Source organism: Streptomyces sp. SudanB182_2057 (assembly GCF_964272715.1).
GTDB classification, from domain to species: Bacteria; Actinomycetota; Actinomycetes; order Streptomycetales; family Streptomycetaceae; genus Streptomyces; species Streptomyces rubradiris.
Genome location: NZ_OZ186798.1, coordinates 3,466,285 through 3,491,058, shown reverse-complemented (window position 1 = coordinate 3,491,058; position 24,774 = coordinate 3,466,285). Strand labels below are relative to the sequence as shown.

The 24,774-nt window shown below is 73.0% G+C and carries 18 protein-coding genes and 1 pseudogene; 12 read left to right on the top strand and 7 right to left on the bottom strand.

Annotation, left to right across the window (positions count from 1 at the left end; translation table 11 throughout):
* Positions 1-196: 196 nt before the first annotated feature.
* The 4 genes from ACSURM_RS14890 (at position 197) to ACSURM_RS14875 (ending at position 7,406) form a co-directional block, all read left to right on the top strand.
* Positions 197-1,831 carry a serine/threonine-protein kinase gene (locus ACSURM_RS14890; protein ID WP_436961101.1) on the top strand — a complete coding sequence of 545 codons (1,635 nt, stop codon included), beginning with the start codon at positions 197-199 and terminating at the stop codon, positions 1,829-1,831.
* A 121-nt stretch (positions 1,832-1,952) separates the two neighbouring features.
* Positions 1,953-3,665 carry a protein kinase domain-containing protein gene (locus ACSURM_RS14885; protein ID WP_436955460.1) on the top strand — a complete coding sequence of 571 codons (1,713 nt, stop codon included), beginning with the start codon at positions 1,953-1,955 and terminating at the stop codon, positions 3,663-3,665.
* A gap of 274 nt (positions 3,666-3,939) precedes the next feature.
* Positions 3,940-5,553, top strand: a complete 1,614-nt coding sequence (locus tag ACSURM_RS14880; protein ID WP_436955458.1) for a succinic semialdehyde dehydrogenase — start codon at positions 3,940-3,942, stop codon at positions 5,551-5,553.
* A gap of 74 nt (positions 5,554-5,627) precedes the next feature.
* Complete coding sequence (locus tag ACSURM_RS14875) at positions 5,628-7,406, top strand: GMC family oxidoreductase N-terminal domain-containing protein (RefSeq protein ID WP_436955456.1); 1,779 nt, start codon at positions 5,628-5,630, stop codon at positions 7,404-7,406.
* Between the two features lie 571 nt (positions 7,407-7,977).
* Here the strand turns inward: ACSURM_RS14875 and ACSURM_RS14870 are convergent.
* Entirely contained in the window at positions 7,978-8,271 is a 294-nt protein-coding gene (locus ACSURM_RS14870; RefSeq protein ID WP_436955455.1) for a chorismate mutase, read from the bottom strand.
* A 282-nt stretch (positions 8,272-8,553) separates the two neighbouring features.
* On the opposite strand from ACSURM_RS14870, the gene guaA reads away from it, so the two are divergent.
* On the top strand, positions 8,554-10,134 hold the full coding sequence (gene guaA / locus ACSURM_RS14865) for a glutamine-hydrolyzing GMP synthase (RefSeq protein WP_436955454.1): 1,581 nt from the start codon (positions 8,554-8,556) through the stop codon (positions 10,132-10,134).
* 3 nt (positions 10,135-10,137) lie between these two features.
* On the opposite strand, the gene ACSURM_RS14860 is transcribed toward guaA, so the two are convergent.
* Positions 10,138-10,605 (bottom strand): pyridoxamine 5'-phosphate oxidase family protein, encoded by a 468-nt coding sequence (locus tag ACSURM_RS14860; RefSeq protein ID WP_436955452.1) that lies wholly within the window; start codon positions 10,603-10,605, stop codon positions 10,138-10,140.
* Between the two features lie 139 nt (positions 10,606-10,744).
* Between ACSURM_RS14860 and ACSURM_RS14855 the strand changes: the two genes are divergently transcribed.
* From ACSURM_RS14855 to ACSURM_RS14845, 3 genes are all read left to right on the top strand, one after another.
* Positions 10,745-11,539: a class II aldolase/adducin family protein gene (locus ACSURM_RS14855; RefSeq protein WP_436955451.1), complete on the top strand. Its 795-nt coding sequence runs from the start codon at positions 10,745-10,747 to the stop codon at positions 11,537-11,539.
* Between the two features lie 235 nt (positions 11,540-11,774).
* Positions 11,775-13,055: a hypothetical protein gene (locus tag ACSURM_RS14850; RefSeq protein WP_436955449.1), complete on the top strand. Its 1,281-nt coding sequence runs from the start codon at positions 11,775-11,777 to the stop codon at positions 13,053-13,055.
* Positions 13,056-13,178: 123 nt separating this feature from the next.
* Entirely contained in the window at positions 13,179-13,703 is a 525-nt protein-coding gene (locus ACSURM_RS14845; RefSeq protein ID WP_436955447.1) for a DoxX family membrane protein, read from the top strand.
* Here ACSURM_RS14845 and ACSURM_RS14840 read toward each other — a convergent pair.
* Together ACSURM_RS14840 and ACSURM_RS14835 are read right to left on the bottom strand one after the other, a co-directional pair.
* A complete protein-coding gene (locus ACSURM_RS14840) occupies positions 13,694-13,909 on the bottom strand; it encodes a hypothetical protein (protein WP_436955446.1) in 216 nt (71 codons plus the stop codon). The two genes, ACSURM_RS14845 and ACSURM_RS14840, sit on opposite strands and share 10 nt — an antisense overlap.
* Positions 13,896-15,392 (bottom strand): PspC domain-containing protein, encoded by a 1,497-nt coding sequence (locus ACSURM_RS14835; RefSeq protein WP_436955445.1) that lies wholly within the window; start codon positions 15,390-15,392, stop codon positions 13,896-13,898. Before ACSURM_RS14835 ends, ACSURM_RS14840 begins: the two co-directional genes overlap by 14 nt.
* Before the next feature lie 221 nt (positions 15,393-15,613).
* Between ACSURM_RS14835 and ACSURM_RS14830 the strand changes: the two genes are divergently transcribed.
* Together ACSURM_RS14830 and ACSURM_RS14825 are read left to right on the top strand one after the other, a co-directional pair.
* Positions 15,614-16,903: an ATP-binding protein gene (locus ACSURM_RS14830; protein ID WP_436955444.1), complete on the top strand. Its 1,290-nt coding sequence runs from the start codon at positions 15,614-15,616 to the stop codon at positions 16,901-16,903.
* On the top strand, positions 16,900-17,631 hold the full coding sequence (locus ACSURM_RS14825) for a LuxR C-terminal-related transcriptional regulator (protein ID WP_436955443.1): 732 nt from the start codon (positions 16,900-16,902) through the stop codon (positions 17,629-17,631). The genes ACSURM_RS14830 and ACSURM_RS14825 overlap by 4 nt, the downstream gene beginning before the upstream one ends.
* Positions 17,632-17,659: 28 nt before the next feature.
* On the opposite strand, the gene ACSURM_RS14820 is transcribed toward ACSURM_RS14825, so the two are convergent.
* Positions 17,660-18,724 (bottom strand): NlpC/P60 family protein, encoded by a 1,065-nt coding sequence (locus ACSURM_RS14820; protein WP_436955442.1) that lies wholly within the window; start codon positions 18,722-18,724, stop codon positions 17,660-17,662.
* Between the two features lie 542 nt (positions 18,725-19,266).
* Between ACSURM_RS14820 and ACSURM_RS14815 the strand changes: the two genes are divergently transcribed.
* Positions 19,267-19,620, top strand: coding sequence for a hypothetical protein (locus tag ACSURM_RS14815; protein WP_289971914.1), 354 nt, complete (start codon positions 19,267-19,269; stop codon positions 19,618-19,620).
* Positions 19,621-19,673: 53 nt separating this feature from the next.
* Here ACSURM_RS14815 and ACSURM_RS14810 read toward each other — a convergent pair whose 3' ends face one another.
* Together ACSURM_RS14810 and ACSURM_RS14805 are read right to left on the bottom strand one after the other, a co-directional pair.
* Positions 19,674-20,207, bottom strand: coding sequence for an AAA family ATPase (locus ACSURM_RS14810; protein ID WP_436955441.1), 534 nt, complete (start codon positions 20,205-20,207; stop codon positions 19,674-19,676).
* 84 nt (positions 20,208-20,291) lie between these two features.
* A pseudogene (locus ACSURM_RS14805) lies at positions 20,292-20,666 on the bottom strand (C40 family peptidase); the annotation flags it as partial.
* Between the two features lie 1,631 nt (positions 20,667-22,297).
* Here ACSURM_RS14805 and pcrA point away from each other — a divergent pair.
* On the top strand, positions 22,298-24,772 hold the full coding sequence (pcrA, locus tag ACSURM_RS14800) for a DNA helicase PcrA (protein WP_436955440.1): 2,475 nt from the start codon (positions 22,298-22,300) through the stop codon (positions 24,770-24,772).
* Positions 24,773-24,774 lie beyond the last annotated feature (2 nt).

Genomic DNA, 24,774 nt, shown 5'->3' with positions numbered 1-24,774 from the left:
CGGACCGCGGTTCCCGCTGTCGCGTGGAAACGACCATCGTCACAGTGCGGTCACCGGTGCACCCCGCCGGTTCCCCGGGGGGAGGCCGGTCCTTAGTCTGGCCCTGTCAAGAGCATTGCGGGGCAACGTGAATCAGAAGCAGGGTCTGCTCGTAGCAGGCCGCTACCGGCTCGCCGATTCCATCGGCAGCGGCGGCATGGGCCGGGTGTGGCGCGCCCACGACGAGGTGCTGCACCGGATGGTCGCCGTCAAGGAACTGACCGCCGCGCTCTACGCCTCCGACGGCGACCGGGCCGTGCTGCTCGCCCGGACCCGTGCCGAGGCCCGGGCCGCCGCGCGCATCAACCACTCCGCCGTCGTCACCGTGCACGACGTGCTCGAACACGACGGCCGGCCGTGGATCGTGATGGAGCTGGTCGAGGGCGACTCGCTGGCCGACGTGGTCAAGGAGCGGGGCCGCGTGGAGCCGGCGGAGGCCGCCTGGATAGGGCTGTGGGTGCTGCGGGCGCTGCGCGCCGCGCACGCCGCCGGTGTGCTGCACCGGGACGTCAAGCCCGGCAACGTCCTGCTCGGCAAGGACCGCCGGGTGCTGCTGACGGACTTCGGCATCGCCCAGATAGAGGGCGACTCCACCATCACCCGCACCGGGGAGGTCGTCGGCTCCGTCGACTACCTGGCCCCCGAGCGGGTGCGCGGGCACGACCCCGGCCCGGCCTCCGACCTGTGGGCGCTCGGCGCCACGCTGTACACGGCGGTCGAGGGCCGCTCGCCGTTCCGGCGGACCTCGCCGCTGAGCACCATGCAGGCGATCGTCGAGGAGGACACGGACGAGCCGCGGCACGCCGGTCCGCTCGAGCCGGTCATCGCCGCCCTGCTGTGCAAGGACCCGGCCGGGCGGCCCGGCGTCGAGGAGGCGGAGCGGATGCTCGCCGAGGCGGCGGAGGGGCGCACGCCCGGCACCACGCGGGACACGCGGGCGTTCCCGCAGGCCCCGGGCGCGGGCGGGCACATCCCCGGGACGGCCGGTCCGGGCCATGGCACCCTTCCCGGCGGGGGCCCGGGCGGCAGTACGCTCCCCGGCGGCCCGGCGGGCGCGACCGGTGCCGTCACCGGCCCGACGGCCGTGGCCCCCGTGCCGTCCGGCCCGGCAGGCGTACCGGTCCCGGCCCCGGCCCGGCCCCGCCGCCGGCTGCGCACCCTCGCGCTCGTCGTCGTCCTCGCGGCCGTGCTCGGCGCCGGCGCCGCGGTGGCCGTACAGAAGTGGAGCACCACCCGGGACGGCGGCGGGCCGAACGGAGGCCCGGCCACGCCGTCCGCCTCCGCGAGCGGCAGCGCCACGCCCGGCACCGACGGCACGATCCCGGCTTCCTGGCGCCGGTACGACGACGAGTGGGGCTTCGGCCTCTACCTGCCCGAGGGCTGGTCGCGCAGGGTCGTCGGGGAGCCCGGCGACCTCCGGCAGGTCGACTACACGCCCGACGGCGGCGAGCACTTCGTCCGCATCGCCATCGACACCTCGCCCGACTTCAGGGACGGCTACTCCCACCAGCTCGACCTGGACGGCCAGCTCTCCCGGCGGCTGGTCGACTACCGCCGGGTCCGGCTGGAGAAGAACGTCTACCGCGACCTCGGCGGCTCCGTGTGGGAGTACACCTGGACCGCGCTGGCGAAGGACAGCGCCTTCCCGGGGCCGCGGCGCGCCGCGGAGGAGACGTACATCTCGCGCGACGGCACCGAGTACGTGATCTACATATCCTCGCCCGCCGCGGACTGGGACCGCACCAGCAAGCAGTTCAAGGCGGTGCTCCAGGGCTGGCAGGAGCCGCGCTGAGCCCGGCGCCCCGGACTGCGCCGTCCGCGCCGGGAACGGCTGTCCGAGCGGTGATCCGCGTACCCCCGGGCCGCGACCGGATTTCGAGGACACGGGCGCCCGCTGCGGCATGATGGGGCGCATGGGGACCGAGGGAGCCGGCGGCTTCCGGCTGATCGCGGGCCGTTACCGCCTGGAGGAACGCGTCGGGCGCGGCGGCATGGGCGTCGTGTGGCGGGCGAGCGACGAGGTGCTGGGCCGTCAGGTGGCGGTCAAGGAGTTCCTTCCGGACGACTCGCTCCCGGACGACGACGCGCGCCGCCGCCGCGCCCGTACGTTCCGCGAGGCCCGCGCGGTCTGCCAGTTACGGCATCCGCACATCATCGTCGTGCACGACGTGGTGGAGCACGACGACCGGCCGTATCTCGTGATGGAGCTGGTCGACGGCCCGTCGCTCGCCGAACGGATCGCCCGGGACGGCCCGGTCGACGCCGACGAGGCCGCGCGGATCGGCATCGCCCTGCTGAGCGCGGTGCACACCGCGCACGCGGCGGGCGTGCTGCACCGGGACATCAAGCCCGCGAACGTCCTGATCGAGTCCGGCACCGACCGGGTCGTGCTCACCGACTTCGGCATCGCCCAGGTCGAGGGCGCCACCACGCTCACCGAGACCGGTTCCTTCGTGGGCTCGCCCGAATACACCGCGCCGGAGCGGATGTCCGGGTTGCGCACCGGCCCGGAGTCCGACCTGTGGTCGCTGGGCGCGCTGCTGTGCACGGCGCTCAGCGGCGAATCGCCGTTCCGGCGCGACTCGCTGGGCGGCATCCTGCACGCCGTCGTCTCCGCCGACATCCACCCGCCGACCCAGGCCGAGCCGCTGCTGCCCGTCGTCCTGGGGCTGCTGGAGCGCGATCCCGACCGGCGGCTGGGCGCGGCGGACGCCGAGTGGATGCTGCGGACGTACCTGGAGACCGGCCGGACCCCGGCCGCGCCGGGCGGCCCCCGTCCGGCGGGGACGCACGGCGTCGGGCGCCTGCACCGGATCGGCGGCGGCCGGACCCACAAGACGCCGGTGGCCTACTCGCCGACCCGGCCGGACCTGCCCCAGGGCGGGCCGCCGCCCGGCCCGGCCCACTCTCCGACGGCACAGCAGCCCCCGGCCCGCCCGGCCCCGCGCGGGGCGCTGGTGGCGGCGCTGCTCGTCGCCGCGCTGGCCGGGGCGGGCGTGTCGGCCGCCACGCTGCTGCTGCACCAGAGCGGGGACGGAGGCGGCGGCACCCCGGGCGGCACGGCCACCACCCCCGCGACCGGCACCGGCACCACGGGTACGACACCCTCCCCGACCGCGGCCCCAACCCCGGCCACCCCCTCACCCGGGCCGACCACCGCGCCCGGCACCGGCTCGCGCACCGCGCCCTCCGGCTACCGCACGGCCCACGACCCGGCCGGCTTCTCCCTCGCCGTCCCGGAGGGCTTCACCCGCAGCGCGCACGGCGAACGCGTCTACTACCTCTCGCCGGGGCAGACCTTCCGCCTCGGCGTCAAAATCACCGGCCCGCAGCCGGGCGGCCCCCTCGGCGTGCTGGAGCGCTCCGCCGCCGCCGGACCCGAGAACAACCCCGGTTACCACGACGGCCGGGTCACCCTCACCACGCACGCCGGACACCGGGCCGCCTTCTGGGAGTTCACCTGGAACGGCTTCAGCCCGGCGGAGGGCCCGCGGCACACCTACGACCTGTGCTGGGAGGAGAACGGCAGGCTGTACGACGTGTGGGTGTCGGCGCCGGTCGGCAAGGTCCGCGAGGCGCGGGAGTACTTCGACGTGGCCGTGGACACCTTCACGGCCGGCGGGTGAGGGCCCGCCCGCTCCGACGGCGGTGAGGTACGCGGTCGTCCCCGCCGCCGTACCTCCCAAGCCCCCGCCGCCGTACCTACCAAGCCCCCGCCGCCGTACCTCCCGGGCCCCTGGCCCCGTCGCCGTGAAAAAACCCTGTGCCGGCTGATCGTCCCCCGCCAACGCCCTGATCAGCGCATTCTCTGCCAGTGATCACTGGCGGGATGTGAGCGGTCGGTGAATCCGCGTTACCGACGGGTACACAAAGGCCGCGCCGCGGCATACCCTGCGCGTCATGACGGACACGCAGGCCCCGGACATCGCCGGTACCAACCCGCTCGCGCCCGCCCCCGACGGCGCCCGTACCGCCGCCGACGTGGTCACCCCGCAGCTGCTGGCCCGGCTCACCAAGGGCGTCACAGGCTCCGGCCGTACCGCCAGCCACGCCCCCTTCACCGGTGAGAAGCTGGCCGACCTGCCCGAGTCCACCCCGGACGACGTCCGGGACGCCTTCGCGGCGGCCCGCGCCGCGCAGACCGCGTGGGCGGCGACCCCGGTACGGCAGCGCGCCGCCGTGCTGCTGCGCTTCCACGACCTGGTGCTGGAGCGGCAGGCCGAGGTCCTGGACCTGATCCAGCTGGAGACCGGCAAGGCCCGCCTGCACGCGCACGAGGAGGTGCAGGCCGTCGCCGTCGCCGCCCGGCACTACGGCCGCCGCGCCGCCGCCTATCTGCGGCCCAAGCGGCACACCGGCGCCGTCCCGGTCCTGACGAAGGTCACCGAACTGCGCCACCCGCGCGGGGTGGTGGGCCAGATAGCCCCATGGAACTACCCGCTGGAGCTGTCCGTCGGCGACGCCCTGCCCGCCTTCGTCACGGGCAACGCCGTGGTGATGAAGCCGGACACGGAGACCTGCCTCACCGCGCTGTGGGCGCGCGACCTGCTGATCGAGGCCGGGCTGCCCGACGGCGTCTTCCAGGTCGTCCTCGGCGAGGGCCCGGTCGTCGGCCCCGAGCTGGTCAAGCACGCCGACTACGTCTCCTTCACCGGCTCCACCCGCACCGGCCGCGAGGTCGCCGTCGGCGCCGCCTCCCGCCTGGTCGGCGTCTCCCTCGAACTCGGCGGCAAGAACGCCATGCTGGTCCTGGACGACGCCGACATCGAGAAGGCCGCCGCCGGTGCCGTCCGGGCCTGCTTCTCCTCCGCCGGCCAGCTGTGCATCTCCATCGAGCGGCTCTACGTCCACGAGTCCGTCGCCGACGCCTTCCTGGACCGGTTCGCCGCCCGCACCAGGGCCATGCGGCTCGGCAACTTCCTCGCCTACGGCGCCGACATGGGCTCGCTGGTCGGCGAACGCCAGCTGAAGACCGTCCGGCTGCACGTCGAGGAGGCCGTCGCCAAGGGCGCCAAGGTGATCGCGGGCGGTGTGGCCCGCCCCGACATCGGCCCGTACTTCTTCGAACCCACCATCCTCGACGGCGTCGAGCCCGCCATGACGGTCTGCGAGGAGGAGACCTTCGGCCCGGTCGTCTCCGTCTACCGCTTCCGGACCGACGACGAGGCGGTGGAGCGTGCCAACGCCACGCCGTACGGCCTGAACGCCTCCGTGTGGACGACGAACGCCCGCCGCGGCCGGGACCTCGCCGCCCGCCTGCGCACCGGCACCGTGAACGTCAACGAGGGCTACGCGCCCGCCTACGGCAGCGCCCAGTCCCCGATGGGCGGCATGAAGGACTCCGGCCTCGGCCGCCGCCACGGCTCCGAGGGCATCCTCAAGTACACCGAGGCCCAGACCGTCGCCCAGCAGCGGCTGCTGCCGATGGCGCCCTCGCTGGGCATGGACGACGAGGCGTACGCCCGGTTCATGAGCACCAGCCTGCGCCTGATGAAGGCCTTCCGCTTCAGGTAACCGGCCTCAGGGGCGCGGGGAACCGCACGCGAAACCACAGACCGTCCGCACGCACCACTCAACGAGGAGAACACGTGCCCCAGGACGCCTACGATTACGATGTCATCATCGTCGGCTCCGGCTTCGGCGGGTCGGTGTCCGCCCTGCGCCTGACGGAAAAGGGCTACAAAGTCGGTGTACTGGAAGCGGGCCGCCGCTTCACCCGCGCCACCCTCCCGAAGAACTCCTGGGACCTGAAGAACTACCTCTGGGCGCCCCGGCTCGGCATGTACGGCATCCAGCGCATCCACCTGCTGGGCAACGTCATGGTGCTGGCCGGCGCGGGCGTCGGCGGCGGCTCGCTCAACTACGCCAACACCCTCTACGTACCGCCGAAGGCATTCTTCGACGACCCTCAGTGGGGGCACATCACCGACTGGCAGGAGGAGTTGAAGCCGTACTACGACCAGGCCCGGCGCATGCTCGGGGTGCGGCTCAACCCCACCATGACCCCGTCCGACGTCCATCTGAAGGCGGCGGCCGGGCGGATGGGCGTCGGCGACACCTTCCACCCCGCCCCGGTGGGCGTGTTCTTCGGGGACGGCGAGGACGCCGACGGCAGGACGCGGGCCCGGCCCGGCGAACGGGTGGCCGACCCGTACTTCGGCGGGGCCGGGCCCGACCGGCGGGCCTGCACCGAGTGCGGCGAGTGCATGACCGGCTGCCGGCACGGCGCGAAGAACACCCTCAACGAGAACTACCTCCATCTCGCCGAGAAGGCGGGCGCGGTCGTCCACCCCATGACCACGGTGGTGTCCGTCACCGACGACTCGCGCGGCGGCTACGCGGTGGCGACCCTGCCGACGGACCGCAAGCGGAAGGCCGAGGGCCGTATCCTCACCGCCCGCAGGGTCGTCCTGGCGGCCGGCACCTACGGCACCCAGACCCTGCTGCACCGCATGAAGGCGGGCCGCCAACTGCCGTATCTGTCGCCCCGGCTCGGCGACCTGACCCGGACCAACTCCGAGGCGCTGGTGGGCGCGCTGACCGACGACCGCCGCTACCGCCGGGCGACCGGCGAGCCGAGGGCCGACTTCACCCGGGGCGTCGCCATCACCTCCTCGATCCACCCCGACGAGAACACCCACATCGAGCCGGTCCGCTACGGCAAGGGCTCCAACGCGATGGGCGGCCTGTCCATCCTCCAGGTGCCGTACACGGAAGGGCACTCGCGCGTGCTGGCCTGGCTGGCGAACGCGGCCCGGCACCCGGTCCAGGTCGTCCGCTCGCTGTCCAACCGGCGCTGGTCGGAACGGACCATCATCGGCCTGGTCATGCAGTCCCTGGACAACTCCCTGACCACCTACCTGAAACCCGCCGGGCCCGGCAGGGGCCTGCTCACCGCCCGGCAGGGGCACGGCGCGCCCAACCCCAAGCAGATCAGGGCCGCGACCGAGGCCGCCTCCGCGCTCGCCGCCGAGATCAACGGCTTCGCCGGCAGCAACATCGGCGAGCTGATGGGCACCCCGCTCACCGCGCACTTCCTCGGCGGCTGCCCCATCGGCGACTCCCCGGAGACCGGCGTGATCGACCCCTACCACCGGCTCTACGGCCACCCCGGCATCTCGGTCGTGGACGGCGCCGCGGTCTCGGCGAACCTGGGCGTCAACCCGTCGCTCACGATCACCGCGCAGGCGGAGCGGGCGATGTCGTTCTGGCCGAACAAGGGCGAGGAGGATCCGCGTCCGGCGCAGGGAGCGGCGTACGAGCGGCTGGCACCGGTGGAGCCCAAGGCACCGGTGGTCCCGGCGGACGCGTTCGGCGCGCTGCGGCTGCCCTTCCTGGGGATGCCGGCGGTGCCGCCGAAGAAGTGACCGGCACGGTGGGCGGGACCTGCATCCCCCTCCGAAAGCAGGTCCCGGCCGCCGCTTCTTGATCCGGCAGGTTTGATCAGCCAAGAGCCGGAAGGGTTGCCCGCCAGGGCCGCGATTGACCTGTGAGGTCGGTCACATCCGGATGTGCGGGCGGGGCCCGGGCAGGGCGAAGGGCCCCGCGGGACGGAGGGGCCGCGGGGCCCTTGCTCGAATCGGCGCCGATGCCCGGGACCGGCGCCGCGCCACGTACTGTCTGCGGTTCTCCGTGTACTCACTCGCTCGCGGCTTCCGCGTACTGCCCGCGGCTTCCGTGTGCTGTGCGGTTTTCCGCCGGCCGGCCCCGGGCGTCCCCGGAGCCGGCCGTTCTCTTGGATGACCGGGCTGCTGTCCCCTGCCGTCCGGTCATGTCCCGGAGCGAGGTCCCACGGCGTACGGCACGACCCGTACACCTCATCGCTCCGGTGAGCCACGCGTGGTTCTGCCGCCCGCCCCTGGCTGGCGCGGACACACCCCTCAACGAAGCGGCGCGCGGGCCGGTCACGGCGCCGTACGGGTGAGAGCGGGATAGAACTCAGATGCGACCCCGGCACAGCTCCAGCAGGGTCATGGCGAGGCCGGTGCCGGGCTTGCCGAGGGCGTCCCGGTAGCGGGCGAGGATCTCCATCTCGCGGGACAGGTGCACCCGCCGCCCGCCGGAGGCGATCCGGGTCTGCTGGACGACGGCGGAGACGGCCATCCGCTCCTGGATCAGGCCGATGATCCGGTCGTCGAGCGCGTCGATGCGCTCGCGGGCGTCGGCGATGGTGGCTTCCGGGGTGGTGGTGGCTTCCGGAGTGGTGGCGGCTTCCGGGGTGGTGGTGGTCATCCGGTGCTCCTCGAAGGGGTCGGCGGAAGCCCTGGGACGACAGAACCCGGTACACGACAGGCGCCCCGGGCCTTGTCGGCCCGGGGCGCCTGGTAAGTCGCTTGGCGGTTGGCTCAAGCAGCACGACCATGGCAGCCGGCGGGCCGGGTGCCATAGGTAAAGACGAAGGTCGAGTGCTTGCGCATGCGGTCAGTATGCCACGGTGGCTTGCCTCGGAGGTCCGGCGGCCACCCCGTTAGAATCGGAAGCACAGACCCCCGCCCGACCACCAGAAGGCACCCCGTGTCATCAGCGACCCAGTCTGCCGCCACCCCCGACACCGTCCTGGTCGTCGATTTCGGCGCGCAGTACGCCCAGCTCATCGCCCGTCGCGTCCGCGAGGCGCGGGTCTACAGCGAGATCGTGCCGAGCACCATGCCGGTCAGCGAGATGCTCGCCAAGAAGCCCGCGGCGATCATCCTCTCCGGCGGCCCCTCGTCGGTGTACGAGGAGGGCGCTCCCCGCCTCGACCGCGAAATCTTCGAGTCCGGCGTCCCCGTCTTCGGCATGTGCTACGGCTTCCAGCTGATGGCGCAGGCCCTCGGCGGCACCGTCGACAACACCGGCGCCCGCGAGTACGGCCGCACCGACCTGCACGTCTCCAGGGCGTCCTCCACCCTCTTCGAGGGCACCCCGGAGGAGCAGCACGTGTGGATGTCCCACGGTGACGCCTGCTCCGCCGCCCCCGACGGCTTCACGGTCACCGCGTCCACGGACGTCGTCCCGGTCGCCGCGTTCGAGAACGACGCCAAGAAGCTCTACGGCGTCCAGTACCACCCCGAGGTCATGCACTCCACGCACGGCCAGCAGGTGCTGGAGCACTTCCTCTACCGCGGCGCCGGGCTGCGGCCGGACTGGACCACCGGCAACGTCATCGACGAGCAGGTCCAGGCCATCCGCGAGCTGGTCGGCGACAAGCGCGCGATCTGCGGCCTGTCCGGCGGCGTGGACTCCGCCGTCGCCGCCGCCCTCGTGCAGAAGGCCATCGGCTCCCAGCTGACCTGCGTCTACGTCGACCACGGCCTGATGCGCAAGGGCGAGACCGAGCAGGTCGAGAAGGACTTCGTCGCGGCCACCGGCGTCCAGCTGAAGGTCGTCGACGCCGAGGAGCGCTTCCTGAAGGCGCTCGCCGGGGTGACCGACCCCGAGGAGAAGCGCAAGATCATCGGCCGCGAGTTCATCCGCGTCTTCGAGCAGGCGCAGGCCGAGATCATCGCCGACGAGGGCCCGGCCGTGGAGTTCCTCGTCCAGGGCACCCTCTACCCGGACGTGGTGGAGTCCGGCGGCGGCACCGGCGCCGCGAACATCAAGTCGCACCACAACGTCGGCGGTCTGCCCGAGGACCTCGAGTTCAAGCTGATCGAGCCGCTGCGCAAGCTGTTCAAGGACGAGGTCCGCATGGTCGGCAAGGAGCTGGGCCTGCCGGAGGAGATCGTCCAGCGCCAGCCCTTCCCCGGCCCCGGCCTCGGCATCCGGATCGTCGGCGAGGTCACCAAGGAGCGGCTGGACCTGCTGCGCGAGGCCGACGCCATCGCCCGCGAGGAGCTGACCGCGGCCGGCCTGGACCGCGACATCTGGCAGTGCCCGGTGGTCCTGCTCGCCGACGTCCGCAGCGTGGGTGTCCAGGGCGACGGCCGCACCTACGGCCACCCGGTCGTGCTGCGCCCGGTCTCCTCCGAGGACGCCATGACCGCCGACTGGTCCCGGCTGCCCTACGACGTCCTGGCCCGCATCTCGACCCGGATCACCAACGAGGTCCGGGACGTCAACCGGGTCGTCCTCGACGTGACGAGCAAGCCGCCGGGCACGATCGAGTGGGAGTAGGCCCTAGGCGCGCTTGAACGTGCGCAGGGGCTCACCGGGCTGCCAGACCTGGACGACCAGATACCTGTCGTCCTCGACGTAGGTGCGGACGACCTCCGTCAGCTCGGTACGGAAGAGGTGGAACGGCTGCGGCGGTTCCACCTCTTTCACATAGGCGGCCTTGGCGGCGCTCTCCCCGACCTCGTACGCCCGTCCGCTGACCCGGATGTCGCCGCTGCCCGGGTCCGCGCCGTCGCCGGGGTTGGCCTGGAGGGTGAAGCGCGGGTCGCGGAGCAGGTCCAGGGCCTTCAGGGAGCGTGGCATCATGCCGAGCCACAGCTCCCCGTCCAGGAACCTGACCTCCAGGCCGGAGGTGCGGGGCGAGCCGTCCCTGCGGAGGGTCGCGAGGACGTGGTGCCGGTGGGCGCCGAAGCGCTCCTCGGCGATCCCCGCCAGTTCGGGTACGGCGGTACGGAAGGCTGTCCAGTTCATGCGCGCCAGCCTGCCGCCCAATCCCGACATCCTCTGTCGGGTATGCAGCGCGCACGTCATCTTTACCGGACGGCCCTGCCTTTTTGCACCGGCCGGCGGTACCTTCCGGCCGTACGGCAATTCCCCCGCTGGAGGATCCATGCACGGGCCCACCCCGCCCCTGCCGCTGCCCACCGACCGGTTGCACTTCGCCATGCCGCCCCTGCACGAGTCGGCCGAGGACGAACGCGGGCACCGCAAGGAGCGGCTCGCGGGCGCCCTGCGGATCTTCGGACGGGCGGGGTTCGAGGACGGGGTGTCCGGGCACATAACGGCTCGCGACCCGGAGTACACCGACTGCTTCTGGGTCAACCCGTTCGGCGTGCCCTTCAAGCACGTCACCGTCGGCGACCTGGTCCTCGCCAACCAGGACGGACAGGTGATCGAGGGCCGCTACCACGTCAACCAGGCCGCGTTCACCGTGCACGCCCAGGTGCACGCCGCCCGCCCCGACGTGGTCGCCGTCGCCCACTGCCACTCCGTGCACGGCCGCGCCCTCGCCGCCCTCGGCGACCTGATCGACCCCATCACCCAGGAGAGCTGCGCCTTCTACGAGGACATCGCCCTCTACGATGCCTACACCGGCGTCACCGTCGACGCCGAGGAGGGCCGCCGGATCGCCGCCGCGCTGGGCTCCCGCAAGGCACTGGTGCTGCGGAACCACGGGCTGCTCACCGTCGGCGACTCGGTGGACGCCGCCGCCTGGTGGTTCCTGTCCCTGGAACGGTGCTGCCAGGTGCAGCTGACGGCCAAGGCGGCGGGCCGGCCGGTGCTCATCGACCACAAGGCGGCCGTCGCCACCCGCGAACAGCTCGGCGGCGACCTGGTGGCCTGGATCAACTACCAGCCGCTGTGGCAGGACATCAGCCGCGCCGAACCGGATCTGCTCGGCTGAGCCGTCCGCAGGGCGGGATTCCCGCGACCGGGTCAACGCGGCGGTCCCGGGTTCACCCGCACTGACCCGGACCGGCCGCCTCACCGGCCCCCTGGTACGGCACAATTCGCTGTCGTCACAAGGGAGTTGCCGGACCGTCGCGTGTACCACGTGTGACCTGTGTGCCGCCTGTGGCACGCGGGACGCCGACGAGGCCGGCGGGGTCGGCAGGACGTGGGGAAGGCGGGCGTCGGACGTGACGGTGCGGGAGGCGGGAGCGGACACGGGTGCCGGGGGCGCCCACGAGGGCGGCTGCGTCTGCGGGGACTGCCCGCACGGCGCCCGGGAGGGACACCGGCGCGCCGTCGCCGCGTTCCTGCGCCGGCGCGACGAGCTCGCCGCCGGGCGGGGGCTGCCGGCGGCCGTGGCGCACTCGGCCTCGGCGACCCGCCAGTGGGTGTCCGAGGAACTCACCCAGCGGGCCGAGGCCGTCGCCGAACAGGGCCGCGCCGAGGGCGCGGTGCGACTCGCCGGGCTGTGGCTGCGCACGGTGTGCGTCGTGTGGGGCGCCGTCACCGCGCTGCTGCTGGCCGAGGCGCTCACCGCGACCGGCGCGGGCTGGACCGGTGCCCGCACCGCGGCCCTGCTCGCCGCGCTCGCCGTCGCCGGCGCGCTGACCGCCGCCTGCCTCCTCCACCGGGCGCGCGGCGGAGCGCTCGCCCCGGTGATCGGCGAGGACAACCGCATCTCCACCTCCCGTACCGTCGCCGCCTGCTGGGTGCTGTTCATCGGCTATGCCGTCCTGCTCCTCTCCTTCCGCCTGGCCGCCGCCTCCGGCCACGCCGAACGCGACGCGCTGATCAACGGCCTCGCCCTGGCGCATGGCGCCGGCGCGGTGACCGTCCTCGCCGTCGTGTGCGCCGTCGCCGTCCTGGTCCGCCGGATCGTGGCCTCGCGCGTCCACGCCCAGCGGCTGCAGAAGGTGCCGGCCCACCGGCCGCGCGCCGCCGACCTGCTCACCGACGACTCCGGCCGGGGCGCCTTCACCGACATCCAGTACATCGCCATCACCGCCGTCGCCCTGCTGTTCGCCGCTGTACGGCTGGCCCGCCGCCCCGACCGGCTGCCCGACCTGCCCTGGGGTCTGGGCGCGGTCGTCCTGATCTCGGCGGCGACCTACCTGGCCGGCAAGTACGCCGAGGGCGGCCGTCCGGTGATCCATTCGGTGGTCCGCGCCCGGGAGCCCGGCGACCTCGACGGTCCGGTCCGCACCGGCGACGACATCGAGATCCGCGGCAGCGGCTTCGTCCCGCCCGGCGCCCAGAGCGCCGACCGGCTTTCCCGGACGGTCGTCCGCATCGGCGCGGTCGACGTCCATGTCCCCCTGATCCCCGTCACCGGCGGCTTCCGCAATCCCACGGACACCACCCTGACCGTGCCCGTACCGGCGGACGTGGAGCCCGGAGCGGTGGACGTCCAGGTGGTGACGGCGGCCGGCGTGACGACGAACCGGTATCCGCTCCTGGTGTCGGAGTGAGGGGCGGGCTCGCCGCGGGGGGCCGAAATCCGGAAAATCATCCAGGACAGGATTGAACGCGCTCCCTTCGTCATACGTATCGTCACATCAGGGGGCACGGCGGGTGAAAGGCGGCTTGTAGCGATGACTCACGGCATGCGGACGGATACGCGCATTCCCCGGCTGAGCGAGCCCCGCAGCCTCCGGGACACCGCCACCCACTACGCCCTGCTGCCCCTGCGCCTCTTCCTGGGTGCCACCTTCGTCTACGCCGGCCTGGACAAGCTCACCGACAACGCCTTCATGCAGTCCGCCGGTGTCGGTTCGATCGGCGACACCATGCGCGCCGCCCGCGGCTCCGCCGCCTTCCCGGCCCTGATCGACCTGGCCCTGAAGAGCCCGGTCGGCTTCGGCTACGCCATCGCGCTCGGTGAGCTGGCCGTCGGCATCGCCACCCTGCTCGGCCTCCTCGGCCGCCTCGCCGCGCTCGGCGGCGCGCTGATCTCGCTCAGCCTCTGGCTGACGGTGAGCTGGGCCACCACCCCCTACTACTACGGCAACGACCTCGCCTACCTCATGGCCTGGCTCCCCCTGATCCTCGCCGGCGCGCCCTACTTCTCCGTGGACGCCGCCTGGCGGGCCCGGCGGTGGCCCGGCGGCTACCGCTGACCTTCCTCTGTGCCGCCCCGTCCGCGTATCGCCCGGGCCAGCACGGACGTGGCGCCGGCCAGACACAGGCCGCCCACCACCAGCGGAACCACCAGGAACCACGGGGCGTCCCACAGCCCGCAAGCGTCCCCCCCGTAGGCCACGGCGGTGGCGGTCAGGAAGAGCCCGGCCACCAGCTTCCCGGGCTGGAACTCATGACGCGGCACGGCTGACCTCCACCTGTCCCACTCCAACGCCGAGCGTGAGTTCCAGCGTGCCCGGCTTCCCGGACACCCCGGCCGTGCCCTTGTCCGGTGCCAGCGTCACGTTTCGATGCCTGCCGGGCCGCACGTCCACGTCGTCTCCACGGTCTCCGGGCAACCGGATGTCGCCCACGCCCACGTCCAGATCCATCCGCACGGTCACATCCGCCGGCACGATCACCTTCAGGTGTCCCGCGCCCACCCGGGCGTCCGTGGCGACCGTCCGCCCGGGGGACGGGTGCACCCGGGTCAGGTCCAGCGTGCCCCGCCCCGTGCCGAGGTCGTACTCGGACCGCACCTGGGCCGCTGCGGCCGGCTTCCAGCTGGCTTCCCTCCAGTCGGTGGTGATGTCCCGGGGCAGCGCCGCCGCCCCGGCGAGCAGGGCCGCCGTGACCAGCGCCCAGAACACCGTCCCGGCTCCCGTCCGGCCCAGGAACGCGCTGAGCGCTATGCCCAGTCCGAACACCGCCAGCGCGCAGGCCAGGCCGGTCTGGAGGCTGGTGCCGAGCGGGTGGCCGTGCCAGCCGGACCAGGTGCCCAGGCCGCCCGCCAGCAGGGCGAGCAGGAACACCCAGCCGCCGATCCAGCGCGGGCCGCGCGGTCTCGGGGGCTCGGCCGCCGGCACGGGTATCGCCCCGGGGTGTGTCCATGGGGTGGCGAGGCCGACGTCCAGGACCGAGGCGAGGTCCCGTCCGCGGGCGTCGCCGGGCCCCCACAGATAGCCGGTGCCGCCGTCATGGGTGCCGTCCTTGACGATCGGGTCCCGCCACCAGGAGGGGTAGGAGGTGACGACCGGCGGCGCCTGGGCCTCCGGCGGCGCGTCGGCGGCGGCCTGCGCCGCCAGCGGATCGTGGTCGGCGGCGTCACGGCGTCTCGACCAGTACCCCGCGCCCGCGAGCAGCAGCGAGAGCACCGTCCCGAACGCCAGCACCCCGCCGTTCCTCAGCATCGTCAGGAAGATCCCGCAGCCGACCAGCGCGAACAGGACCGCGGCCAGCGCCTGGCCGTCGACCCGGCCCGTAAACAGCTTGCGGACCTCGTTCTCCTCCTCGTCCTCGTACGGCACCAGCAGCCAGGCGAAGCCGTAGAAGATGAGGCCCAGGCCGCCCGCCGCGGACAGCACGGCCAGCGTGATCCGGTAGATCACCGGGTCCATGTCGGTCTGCCGTCCCAGACCCGCGCACACGCCCGCGATCATCTTGTGCCCCCGGTCCCGCCGGAACCGCTCGGGAAGCCGGGGGCTCTCCTGCCGCTCCGGTTCCTGCGCGGGGGAAGGGCCGCCGCCCCTGGAACGGGGGCGGAAGCCGGGGTGGGCGGGGGAGCCGGGGCCGGCCGCTCCGCTCTCTCCCGTCGCGGCGGGCGCGGCATCCGTCGGCCCGGTGCCCGGGGCCGGGCGTGGGCCGGGGCCGGGTCCCGGACCCGTCGCGGCGTGCTCGTGATCGGTCATGCGTCCATGGTGACCGCCCGGCCGCGCCGGCGGCAGTCGGGATGACCCTGGGCCAACCCTGAAATCGCCCCTGAGGCGGGGCGGGGAAGCGTTCGAACGGCACGGGCCGCCGGGAGACTTCGCACGAGCCGCCTACCCGGACCGGCCCCGACGGAAGATCAGGGGTGTCTCCGGGGCCGACCCTGATGCTCCGCCCTGCCGCCCATGTGAACATCGATGGCATGCCGGAAGCCGCAAGCCTGCCACTCGACGATCCGCGGCCCCCGCGCAAGCTCTACCGCAGCAGCGACGGACGCTGGCTCGGCGGAGTGGCGCGAGGGCTCGCCGGGCATCTCGGGCTGCCCGTCATCTGGGTGCGGCTCGTCTTCGTCGGCCTGCTCATGGCCGACGGGCTCGGAGCGCTGCTCTACGCCGCGTTCTGGTTCTTCGTCCCGCTCGGCGTCGGCGGCGTCGGCGACCAGAAACACTCGCTGGTGGGAGCGGAGACCACACCGGACGGCCGGCGCAGACTGATGGCCCGCAGACCGGACCGGGGGCAGATCGCCGCCCTGCTCCTCATGGTCATCGTCTCCATGATCTTCGTGCGCAGCGTCAACCTCGGCAGCGCGACCAAGGCGTATCTGGTGCCCACCGTGCTCGTCGCGGCCGGTGTCGCCCTCGTCTGGCGCCAGGCGGACAACGCCCGCCGGGCCCGCTGGGTCGAGGCCGGCCGGCGGCGCCGCACCCTCACCCTGCTGCGCTCGGCCGGTGGCGTCCTGCTCGTCACGGCCGGGGTCACGGCCGTCTTCGTCCTCCAGGGATCGACCGCGCACCTGGGCGCGGTCCTGCAGGCCGCGCTCGCCGTGCTCGTCGGCATCACCCTCCTCGCCGGTCCCTACCTGGTCCGCATGACCCAGGACCTCTCCGAGGAGCGCCTGATGCGCATCCGCGCCCAGGAGCGCGCCGAGGTGGCCGCCCACGTCCACGACTCCGTGCTGCACACCCTCACCCTGATCCAGCGCAACGCCGAGAACGCGGGCGAGGTGCGCCGCCTCGCCCGCGCCCAGGAACGCGACCTGCGCACCTGGCTGTACAAGCCGGAGGGCACCGGCAAGGACGAGGACGACGAGCCGGACACGGTCGCCGAGGCGGTGCGGCGCAACGCCGCCGAGGTGGAGGACAAGCACGGCGTGCCCATCGAAGTCGTCATCGTCGGCGACTGCCCGCTGGACGAGAGGACCGGAGCACAGATGCAGGCCGCGCGCGAAGCCATGGTGAACGCCGCCAAGTACGGTGGCGAGGGCGGTGCCGTACAGGTCTACGCCGAAGTCGAGGGGAAATCGGTCTTCGTGTCCGTGCGGGACCGAGGTCCCGGCTTCGACCTCGACGCGATACCCGCCGACCGCATGGGTGTCAGAGAATCGATCATCGGCCGCATGGAGCGCCACGGCGGCACGGCCCGGCTGCGGGCGGTGCCCGGCGGCGGCACCGAGGTCGAGCTGGAGATGGAGAGGGCGGAGAAGACGTCATGAGCGACGCGACCGAGGCGAACGGCACGGTGGGGGCGGCGGAGGATCTGTCCGGTGCCGGCGCGGACGGGCGGCACGTGCGGGTGGTGCTCGTGGACGACCACCGGATGTTCCGCACCGGCGTCCAGGCCGAGATCGGCCAGACCGCCGAGACCGGCGTCGAGGTGGTCGGCGAGGCGGCGGACGTCGACCAGGCGGTCGCGGTCATCACCGCCACCCGGCCCGAGGTCGTCCTCCTCGACGTACACCTCCCGGGCGGTGGCGGGGTCGAGGTGCTGCGCCGGTGCGCGGCGCTGACGGCCGACGCCGAGCGACCCGTCCGCTTCCTCGCGCTGTCCGTGTCGGACGCCGCCGAGGACGTGATCGGGGTGATCCGCGGCGGCGCCCGCGGTTATGTCACCAAGACCATCACCGGCGCCGACCTGATCGACTCGATCTTCCGCGTCCAGGAGGGGGACGCCGTCTTCTCCCCGCGGCTGGCCGGGTTCGTCCTGGACGCCTTCGCCTCCACCGACGCCCCGCCCGTGGACGAGGACCTGGACCGCCTCACCCAGCGGGAGCGCGAGGTGCTGCGCCTGATCGCCCGGGGCTACGCCTACAAGGAGATCGCCAAGCAGCTGTTCATCTCGGTGAAGACGGTCGAGTCCCATGTCTCGGCGGTCCTGCGCAAGCTCCAGCTGTCCAACCGCCACGAGCTGACCCGCTGGGCGGCCGCGCGCCGGCTGGTCTGACCCCTACGGGCCCGCCCGCACCCGTCCCTCACATCACCCTGGTCGCCCCCGCGAAGGGCATCTGGTCGATGGGGTCCAGGCGGACCGGAGCCGACGGGTTCGGGGCGTGGATCATCCGGCCGCCGCCCACGTAGATGCCGACGTGGCTGATGCCCGGGTAGAAGAACACCAGGTCGCCCGGGCGCAGTTCCGAGCGGGAGACCCGCCGGCCCGCGCCGATCTGGGCGTAGGAGGTGCGCGGCAGGGAGAGACCGGCGGCGCGGTAGGCGGCCTGGACCAGGCCCGAGCAGTCGAAGGCGTTCGGGCCGGTGGCACCCCACACATAGGGGCTGCCGAGCTTGCCGTAGGCGTAGGCGACGGCCACCGCCGCGCGCCCGCTGGGGGCCGGGACGGATCCGGCCCGTGCCAGTGGCTCCCGCGGATCGGCGGCCGACCGGGAGACGCGGTCCGCCGGGGCGTCGGCGCCGGTGATCTCGCCGCGTTGGCGCGGAGCCAGCCGGGCGAGCAGCCGTCGGGCCTCGTCCAGCTTGCCGGTGACGGTCTTCTTGTGCCGGCGCAGTTCGGCCTGCCGGGACCGCAGTGACTTCACCTCGACGCGCGCGGCGCCGCGCAGCCGCTCGATCTCCCGCAACTGCCGGCGGACCCGCGACACGGCGGCGGCCTGCCGGTCGCCGGCCCGCTCGGCGAGGGCGGCACCGTCCAGGTACCGGTCGGGGTCGCTGGAGAGGGCCAGTTGCCAGGCCGGGTCGATGGCGCCGTCCCGGTACTGCGCCGCCGCGATCGAGCCCAGGGCGTTTTGGGCCGTGCTCAGCCGCTGCTGCCTGCGGGCGGTCTCGTCCTGCAGCGCGCTCAGCCGCCGCTGGGCCGCGTCCGCCTCCTCCTTCGTGCCGTTGTACTTCTCGGTCGCGGCCTCGGCCTCCCGGTACAACGCCGCCACCCTGGTCTTCACCTGTGACGGAGTCGGCTGGGGTTCGGCGTGTCCCGTCCCGTCGAAGCAGGTCACGGCGGCCGCGCCCGCCAGGGCGAGAGTGGCGGCCGTCCGGACCGTATGGCCGGTGAGCGGGTGTTGTGGGGGCTTGCGGTGGGCTGCCACCTGGAACCGTCACGTCCTTCCTGCGACTCGTACGACCGAGTGGTCGTACGTGCCCCGCGGCGGCCCGTACAGGGGGAGTGGCCGCCGCCGGGCCCTTCTCGGCGGTGGTGGCCGGTTGCCGCGGGCGGCAATGGGGAGCCGGTCACCTGGGGGAGGACGCTAAAACGGTGGTGACGGGTGGGTAACGCGGTGTGCGGAACTGGCCCCCGTCGACCGCTGCGTGTCCGTATGCGATCACATGGCTGCTCCGGAGTCGTCGCCTTCACGGAGCGTGGTGATCAAAGAGGGGAAACGGTTACTGGGGCGGGTGGTGGGGTGCTATGGGACGCATTTATGCAGGATCAGTGCGGGGCTTGGGAGGCGGGGGAGGGGGTTGGCGGCGGGCCGTCGGCAAGATCGCTCAGGGACGGCAGTAGGGGTGGAACCGGGCGTATCGGCAAGCCGGGTCGGTGTGTTTCGGTGTGTCGCCAGGGCGCTGGTCGGGGTTGTCGGCAGGGGTCGGTGACGGGACAGTGGGTGGGCGCTCGTTAGGCTCCGGCTCCATGGACGTACTCATCCATCTCTTCGTCGGCCTGCACATCATCGGAATCGCCGCGCTGCTCGGCGGTTTCCTCACCCAGATGAAGGCGATGGGCCAGGGCACGGCCCGGTTCGTGCCCGGGATGCTGCACGGCGCGCTCACCATGCTGGTCACCGGCGTGGTGCTGATCGGGCTCAACCAGGCCGACGACCACCACCTCAACAACATCAAGCTCGGGGTGAAGCTGGCCCTGCTGATCGTGATCCTGGGCCTGGTCTATGTGAAGCGCGACGAGGAGCGGATCGACAAGGGTGTCTTCGGGCTGGTCGGCCTGCTGACCATGGCCAACATCTTCATCGCCGTCCTCTGGACCTGATCTCCGGCACGCCCTGTCGCGACTCCGGCGTCCGGGTGGCGGCCGTGGGCTGGTCAGACGTCCAGGAGACCGCGGACGTCCTTGACGAGGGCGGCCTTGTCGAGGGGCCGGCTGGTGTCGATGGTCAGCAGTGGGCCGCCCAGGCGTAGGGGGCCCGGGTAGGTGGCGCGGATGGCGGCGACGCGCTCGGCGACTTGCCCGGGGGTGAGCCGCGGGTCGAGGTGGCCCGGGTGGCGGCTGCGTCGCAGGAAGCGCTCCGCGGCGAGCGCTGGATCGCAGTCGCAGAAGATCTCGATCAGGCGGGCATCGAGCTGACGCAGGCGTTCGGGCGCGGTGTCGTGGTGCCACCAGTTGTCGAGAACGGCGCGTTTGGCCTGGCCGGCGAGGGTGATGAGGATGTCGTCGCTGGCCCGGCTGAGTCGGTGCCGCCATGTGTGGTCGCCGACGCCGAGGGAGTCGAAGAGGGTTTCGAGGATTGCGTCCTTGGCGATGACGGGCCAGCCCAGTTGATCGGCGAGGCGGTAGGAGACGGTGCTCTTTCCGCTGGCGGGAAGGCCGGACACGATCATCAAGACGTTGTCGGTCACAAGGTCAGTGTGGCGTGAGGCTGCGTCTGGCCGCCCCGGGCCGTGGGGAGCGTCACGGCGTCTGATGTCGAACCCGCGTCGGCGTCAGCCCGGCCGGACCACGCTGTGCACGGCCGCATCGCCGAGGGCGGAGACCGGTTGCTCGCGGACGTACGCGCCTGGCCTCGGCGCGTGGATCATCATGCCGTCGCCCGTGCAGAGTCCTACGTGGTCGGCGTCGTCGTGGAAGAAGACCAGGTCACCGGGGCGGGCCTCGGCGGGCGGTACCGGGATGCCGACGCCGGCCTGCGCGGACGCCGTGCGCGGGAGGGTGACACCGGCGGACTTCCAGGCGGCCCGGGTGAGCCCGGCGCAGTCGTAGGAGCCGGGGCCGGCGGCGCCCCACACACATGGTTTGCCGAGCTGGGCTCGGGCGAAGGCGACGGCCTTGCCGGCCTTGGTCGCGTACGTTCCCGGGGGCGTGCCGAGGGTCTGGATGATCCGCTGATGCCGATACAGCAGCACGCGCGCGTGGGTGAGCTTTTCCCTCGTGACGACCTTGACGGCCTTCGGCCCGCTGGCGGGGGCGCCCGACCGGGGGGTGGTGGCGTCCGACCGACGGGCGGTGGGCGTGGGCTCCAGCCGACGATTGATGGGCTCCAGCCTGCTGCCCGTCGGTGCTGCCACGCTGACGGTTTCCTGAGCGGTCGGCGGGTTCTGCATGGCTTGACAGGGCGCCGTGGGCTGGAGAGGTGGGGCGAGGGCCGCCGGGCTTCCGGCGGGGAGGGGGGCGCGTTCGACTTCGCCGGTACGGCGGCTGACTTGGCCGGTGACTTGAGCGGTGCGGCCGGTCCCGTGCGTGACGTGGCCACTCCCGAGCGGTACCTGGCTGGGGCCGGGCTCGGCCTGTGTGGTGCCGGGCTCGGCCTGTGCAGTGTCAAATCCGGCCTGGCCCATGCCCGGCCCGGACTGCCTGGTGCCGCGCTGCGCCGGGACCATGCCGCGCGCGCCGGGCAGACTCCGCTGCCGGGCCCGCCGCGCGATCTCGTCACGGAGCCGCTGGAGGCTGCCCTCCGCAGTAAGCGAAATCCCGGCACGTTCGGCCGGCACGGCCCACTCGGCCGGTTCCCGACGCCCCTTCTGTCCGACGTCTCCGCCCTGTCCGCCGCCCCCGCCCTGTCCGCGGCTCTCGCCCTGCTCGGCATCCCCGTCCCGCCCGGCGCTTCCGTCTCGTGGCCCGCCCCCGGCCGTGTCGGCGCGCCGGGCCCACTCGCCCCGCTCACTGCCGTAGGCCCTCCCGCCCCGCTCCCCAGGCACGTCCTGCGCCGCGTATGTCCCCGACTTCCCACGCCCGTCCCCATCCGCGAACCGCGCCCGCTCAGCCTCACTCCCCCCGACCCGTTGCGCCCCAGGTCCACCCTGCGCCGCGCGCACCCCCTGCTGCCCCCGCCCACCCCGTGCCGTACGCACCCCCCGATCCCCCCGCCCCCACCGCTCCCCAACCCCGTTCCCCTCAGCGGAGGCGGCGAGCGCCGACTCCGCCTGGCGGTAGAAGTCGTCGACCTTGCGGGCGATCTCCTCCGGAGTCGGGACGCCCTGGCCGGGCGTGGGGGCGGTTTCGGTGGGGCGGGAGAACACCGCCATGGAGGTCATGGTGGGGGTGGGGACGACTGCCGGCCGGCTGCCGCCGGGGCGCGGCTTGCGGTGCGACGCCAAGGGGGGCCACTCCTTCCGTGCTGCCGCCGGCACAGGGCGCCCCACGGCTTCGACCCGGGCGGGAGTCGGCCGATTCGGCCCGGGATCGGTGGGGCCCCGGCTCCGGGCACCGCGCGGGGCGCGCCGGGCTCGGCGGAGGCCGTACGGCCCGGCGAGGTTCGCCGGAGGGCGGTCGTGCGGCCTGACGGCAACCTAGCCAACTCGTGAGGCTTGTGTGAAGGTTGGCGCACACCATGTCCGATACCTTTCCGTAACCTGGGGGCCGGCCGCGCATGGGTGACCAGGTGTTTCCGCTGGGTGACGCGGTGCGCAGGGAAGATCAACCGCCCCGGGAACGGGCCATGTTCCGGGGACGGCGACCGGTTGTCGGTGGGGCGCCCTAGACTCGGAGAGCGATGAGCAGCCTCTTTGACGACAGCTTCCTGGCGGACCTCCGGCCCCCTCGCGGGCACGAGGAGGAGCCCCCGCCGCCGCCCGAGGACGATCACGCTCCGGAGTCGATTCCGGACGATCTGTTCGGCGGGAAGTTCGACACGCCGCCGGACCGGGACACCCACTACCGCGACGGCGCCCCGCGCCCCGCGCTGGACCCGGCGGCCCTTCTGGAGGGGCTGAACGAGAACCAGCGCGCCGCTGTCGTGCACGCCGGCTCCCCGCTGCTCATCGTCGCCGGCGCCGGCTCCGGCAAGACCCGGGTGCTCACCCACCGCATCGCCCACCTGCTGGCCGAGCGGAACGTCCACCCGGGCCAGATCCTCGCGATCACCTTCACCAACAAGGCCGCGGGCGAGATGAAGGAGCGCGTCGAGCAACTCGTTGGCCCGCGCGCGAACGCGATGTGGGTGATGACCTTCCACAGCGCGTGCGTGCGCATCCTGCGCCGGGAGAGCAAGAAGCTCGGCTTCACCTCGTCGTTCTCGATCTACGACGCCGCCGACAGCAAGCGCCTGATGGCCCTCGTCTGCCGCGACCTGGACCTCGACCCCAAGCGCTTCCCGCCCAAGTCCTTCAGCGCCAAGATCAGCAACCTGAAGAACGAGCTGATCGACGAGGAGGACTTCGCCGCCCAGGCCGCCGACGGCTTCGAGAAGACCCTGGCGCAGGCGTACGCGCTCTACCAGTCGCGGCTGCGCGAGGCCAACGCGCTGGACTTCGACGACCTGATCATGACGACGGTCAACCTGCTGCGCGCCTTCCCGGATGTCGCCGAGCACTACCGCCGCCGCTTCCGGCACGTCCTGGTCGACGAGTACCAGGACACCAACCACGCCCAGTACGCCCTTGTCCGGGAACTCGTGGGCACGGGGGAGCGCGCCGCCGGCGAGGGGGAGACCCCGCCGGGCGAGTACGATGTCCCGCCGGCCGAGCTGTGCGTCGTGGGTGACGCGGACCAGTCGATCTACGCCTTCCGGGGCGCGACGATCCGCAACATCCTCCAGTTCGAGGAGGACTACCCGGACGCGACGACGATCCTGCTGGAGCAGAACTACCGCTCCACGCAGACCATCCTGTCCGCCGCCAACGCGGTCATCGAGCGCAACGAGTCCCGCCGCCCGAAGAACCTGTGGACCAACGCGGGCCAGGGCTCCCGGATCGTCGGGTACGTCGCCGACACCGAGCACGACGAGGCCCAGTTCGTCGCCGACGAGATAGACCGCCTGGTCGACGCGGGCGAGGCGCGCGCCTCGGACGTCGCCGTCTTCTACCGCACCAACGCCCAGTCCCGTGTCTTCGAAGAGGTCTTCATCCGGGTCGGCCTGCCCTACAAGGTCGTCGGCGGGGTCCGCTTCTACGAGCGCAAGGAGGTCCGGGACGTCCTCGCCTACCTGCGCGTCCTCGCCAACCCCGAGGACTCGGTACCGCTGCGCCGCATCCTCAACGTGCCCAAGCGGGGCATCGGCGAGCGCGCGGAGGCGATGATCGACGCCCTCGCCCAGCGCGAGAAGATCAGCTTCCCGCAGGCCCTGAAGCGGGTGGACGAGGCGTACGGCATGGCCGCGCGCTCCACCAACGCGGTCAAGCGGTTCAACACGCTGATGGAGGAGCTGCGCACGATCGTCGAGTCCGGTGCCGGACCGGCCACCGTCCTCGAAGCGATCCTGGAACGCACCGGATACCTGGCCGAACTCCAGTCCTCCACCGACCCGCAGGACGAGACCCGGATCGAGAACCTCCAGGAACTCGCGGCCGTCGCCCTGGAGTTCGAGCAGGAGCGCGGGGAGGGGGAGCAGGGGACGCTGGCCGACTTCCTGGAGCAGGTCGCCCTGGTCGCCGACTCCGACCAGATCCCCGACGAGGAGGACGGCGGCGGCGTCATCACGCTGATGACCCTGCACACCGCCAAGGGCCTGGAGTTCCCGGTGGTGTTCCTGACCGGCATGGAGGACGGCGTCTTCCCGCACATGCGGGCCCTCGGCCAGACCAAGGAGCTGGAGGAGGAGCGGCGCCTGGCGTACGTCGGCATCACGCGCGCGCGGGAGCGGCTGTACCTCACGCGCGCGGCGCTGCGCAGCGCCTGGGGCCAGCCGTCGTACAACCCGCCCTCCCGCTTCCTGGAGGAGATCCCGCCCGCCCACGTGGAGTGGAAGCGGACCGGCGCCACGGCGCCGGCGTCCGGGGTCGCGGCCTCGCTGTCCTCGTCCCGTTCGCGTTCCTCGGCTTCGGGGGCGTCCGGCTTCGCCACCCGGCGCACGGCGGAGAAGCCGGTGGCCGCGCTGGCCGTCGGGGACCGGGTCACGCACGACCAGTTCGGGCTCGGCACGGTCGTCGCGGTGAAGGGCACGGGCGCCAACGCGGAGGCGACGATCGACTTCGGCGACGCCAAGCCCAAGCGGCTGCTGCTGCGGTACGCGCCGGTGGAGAAGCTGTAGCC

Coding starts and splice junctions, on each gene's coding strand:
- ACSURM_RS14880 (WP_436955458.1), top strand. CDS start 3,940: ATGACGGACACGCAGGCCCCGGACATCGCCGGTACCAACCCGCTCGCG.
- ACSURM_RS14855 (WP_436955451.1), top strand. CDS start 10,745: ATGCACGGGCCCACCCCGCCCCTGCCGCTGCCCACCGACCGGTTGCAC.
- ACSURM_RS14890 (WP_436961101.1), top strand. CDS start 197: ATGGGCCGGGTGTGGCGCGCCCACGACGAGGTGCTGCACCGGATGGTC.
- ACSURM_RS14845 (WP_436955447.1), top strand. CDS start 13,179: ATGACTCACGGCATGCGGACGGATACGCGCATTCCCCGGCTGAGCGAG.
- ACSURM_RS14830 (WP_436955444.1), top strand. CDS start 15,614: ATGCCGGAAGCCGCAAGCCTGCCACTCGACGATCCGCGGCCCCCGCGC.
- ACSURM_RS14885 (WP_436955460.1), top strand. CDS start 1,953: ATGGGGACCGAGGGAGCCGGCGGCTTCCGGCTGATCGCGGGCCGTTAC.
- ACSURM_RS14870 (WP_436955455.1), bottom strand. CDS start 8,271: ATGACCACCACCACCCCGGAAGCCGCCACCACTCCGGAAGCCACCACC.
- ACSURM_RS14815 (WP_289971914.1), top strand. CDS start 19,267: ATGGACGTACTCATCCATCTCTTCGTCGGCCTGCACATCATCGGAATC.
- ACSURM_RS14835 (WP_436955445.1), bottom strand. CDS start 15,392: ATGACCGATCACGAGCACGCCGCGACGGGTCCGGGACCCGGCCCCGGC.
- pcrA (WP_436955440.1), top strand. CDS start 22,298: ATGAGCAGCCTCTTTGACGACAGCTTCCTGGCGGACCTCCGGCCCCCT.
- ACSURM_RS14825 (WP_436955443.1), top strand. CDS start 16,900: ATGAGCGACGCGACCGAGGCGAACGGCACGGTGGGGGCGGCGGAGGAT.
- ACSURM_RS14860 (WP_436955452.1), bottom strand. CDS start 10,605: ATGAACTGGACAGCCTTCCGTACCGCCGTACCCGAACTGGCGGGGATC.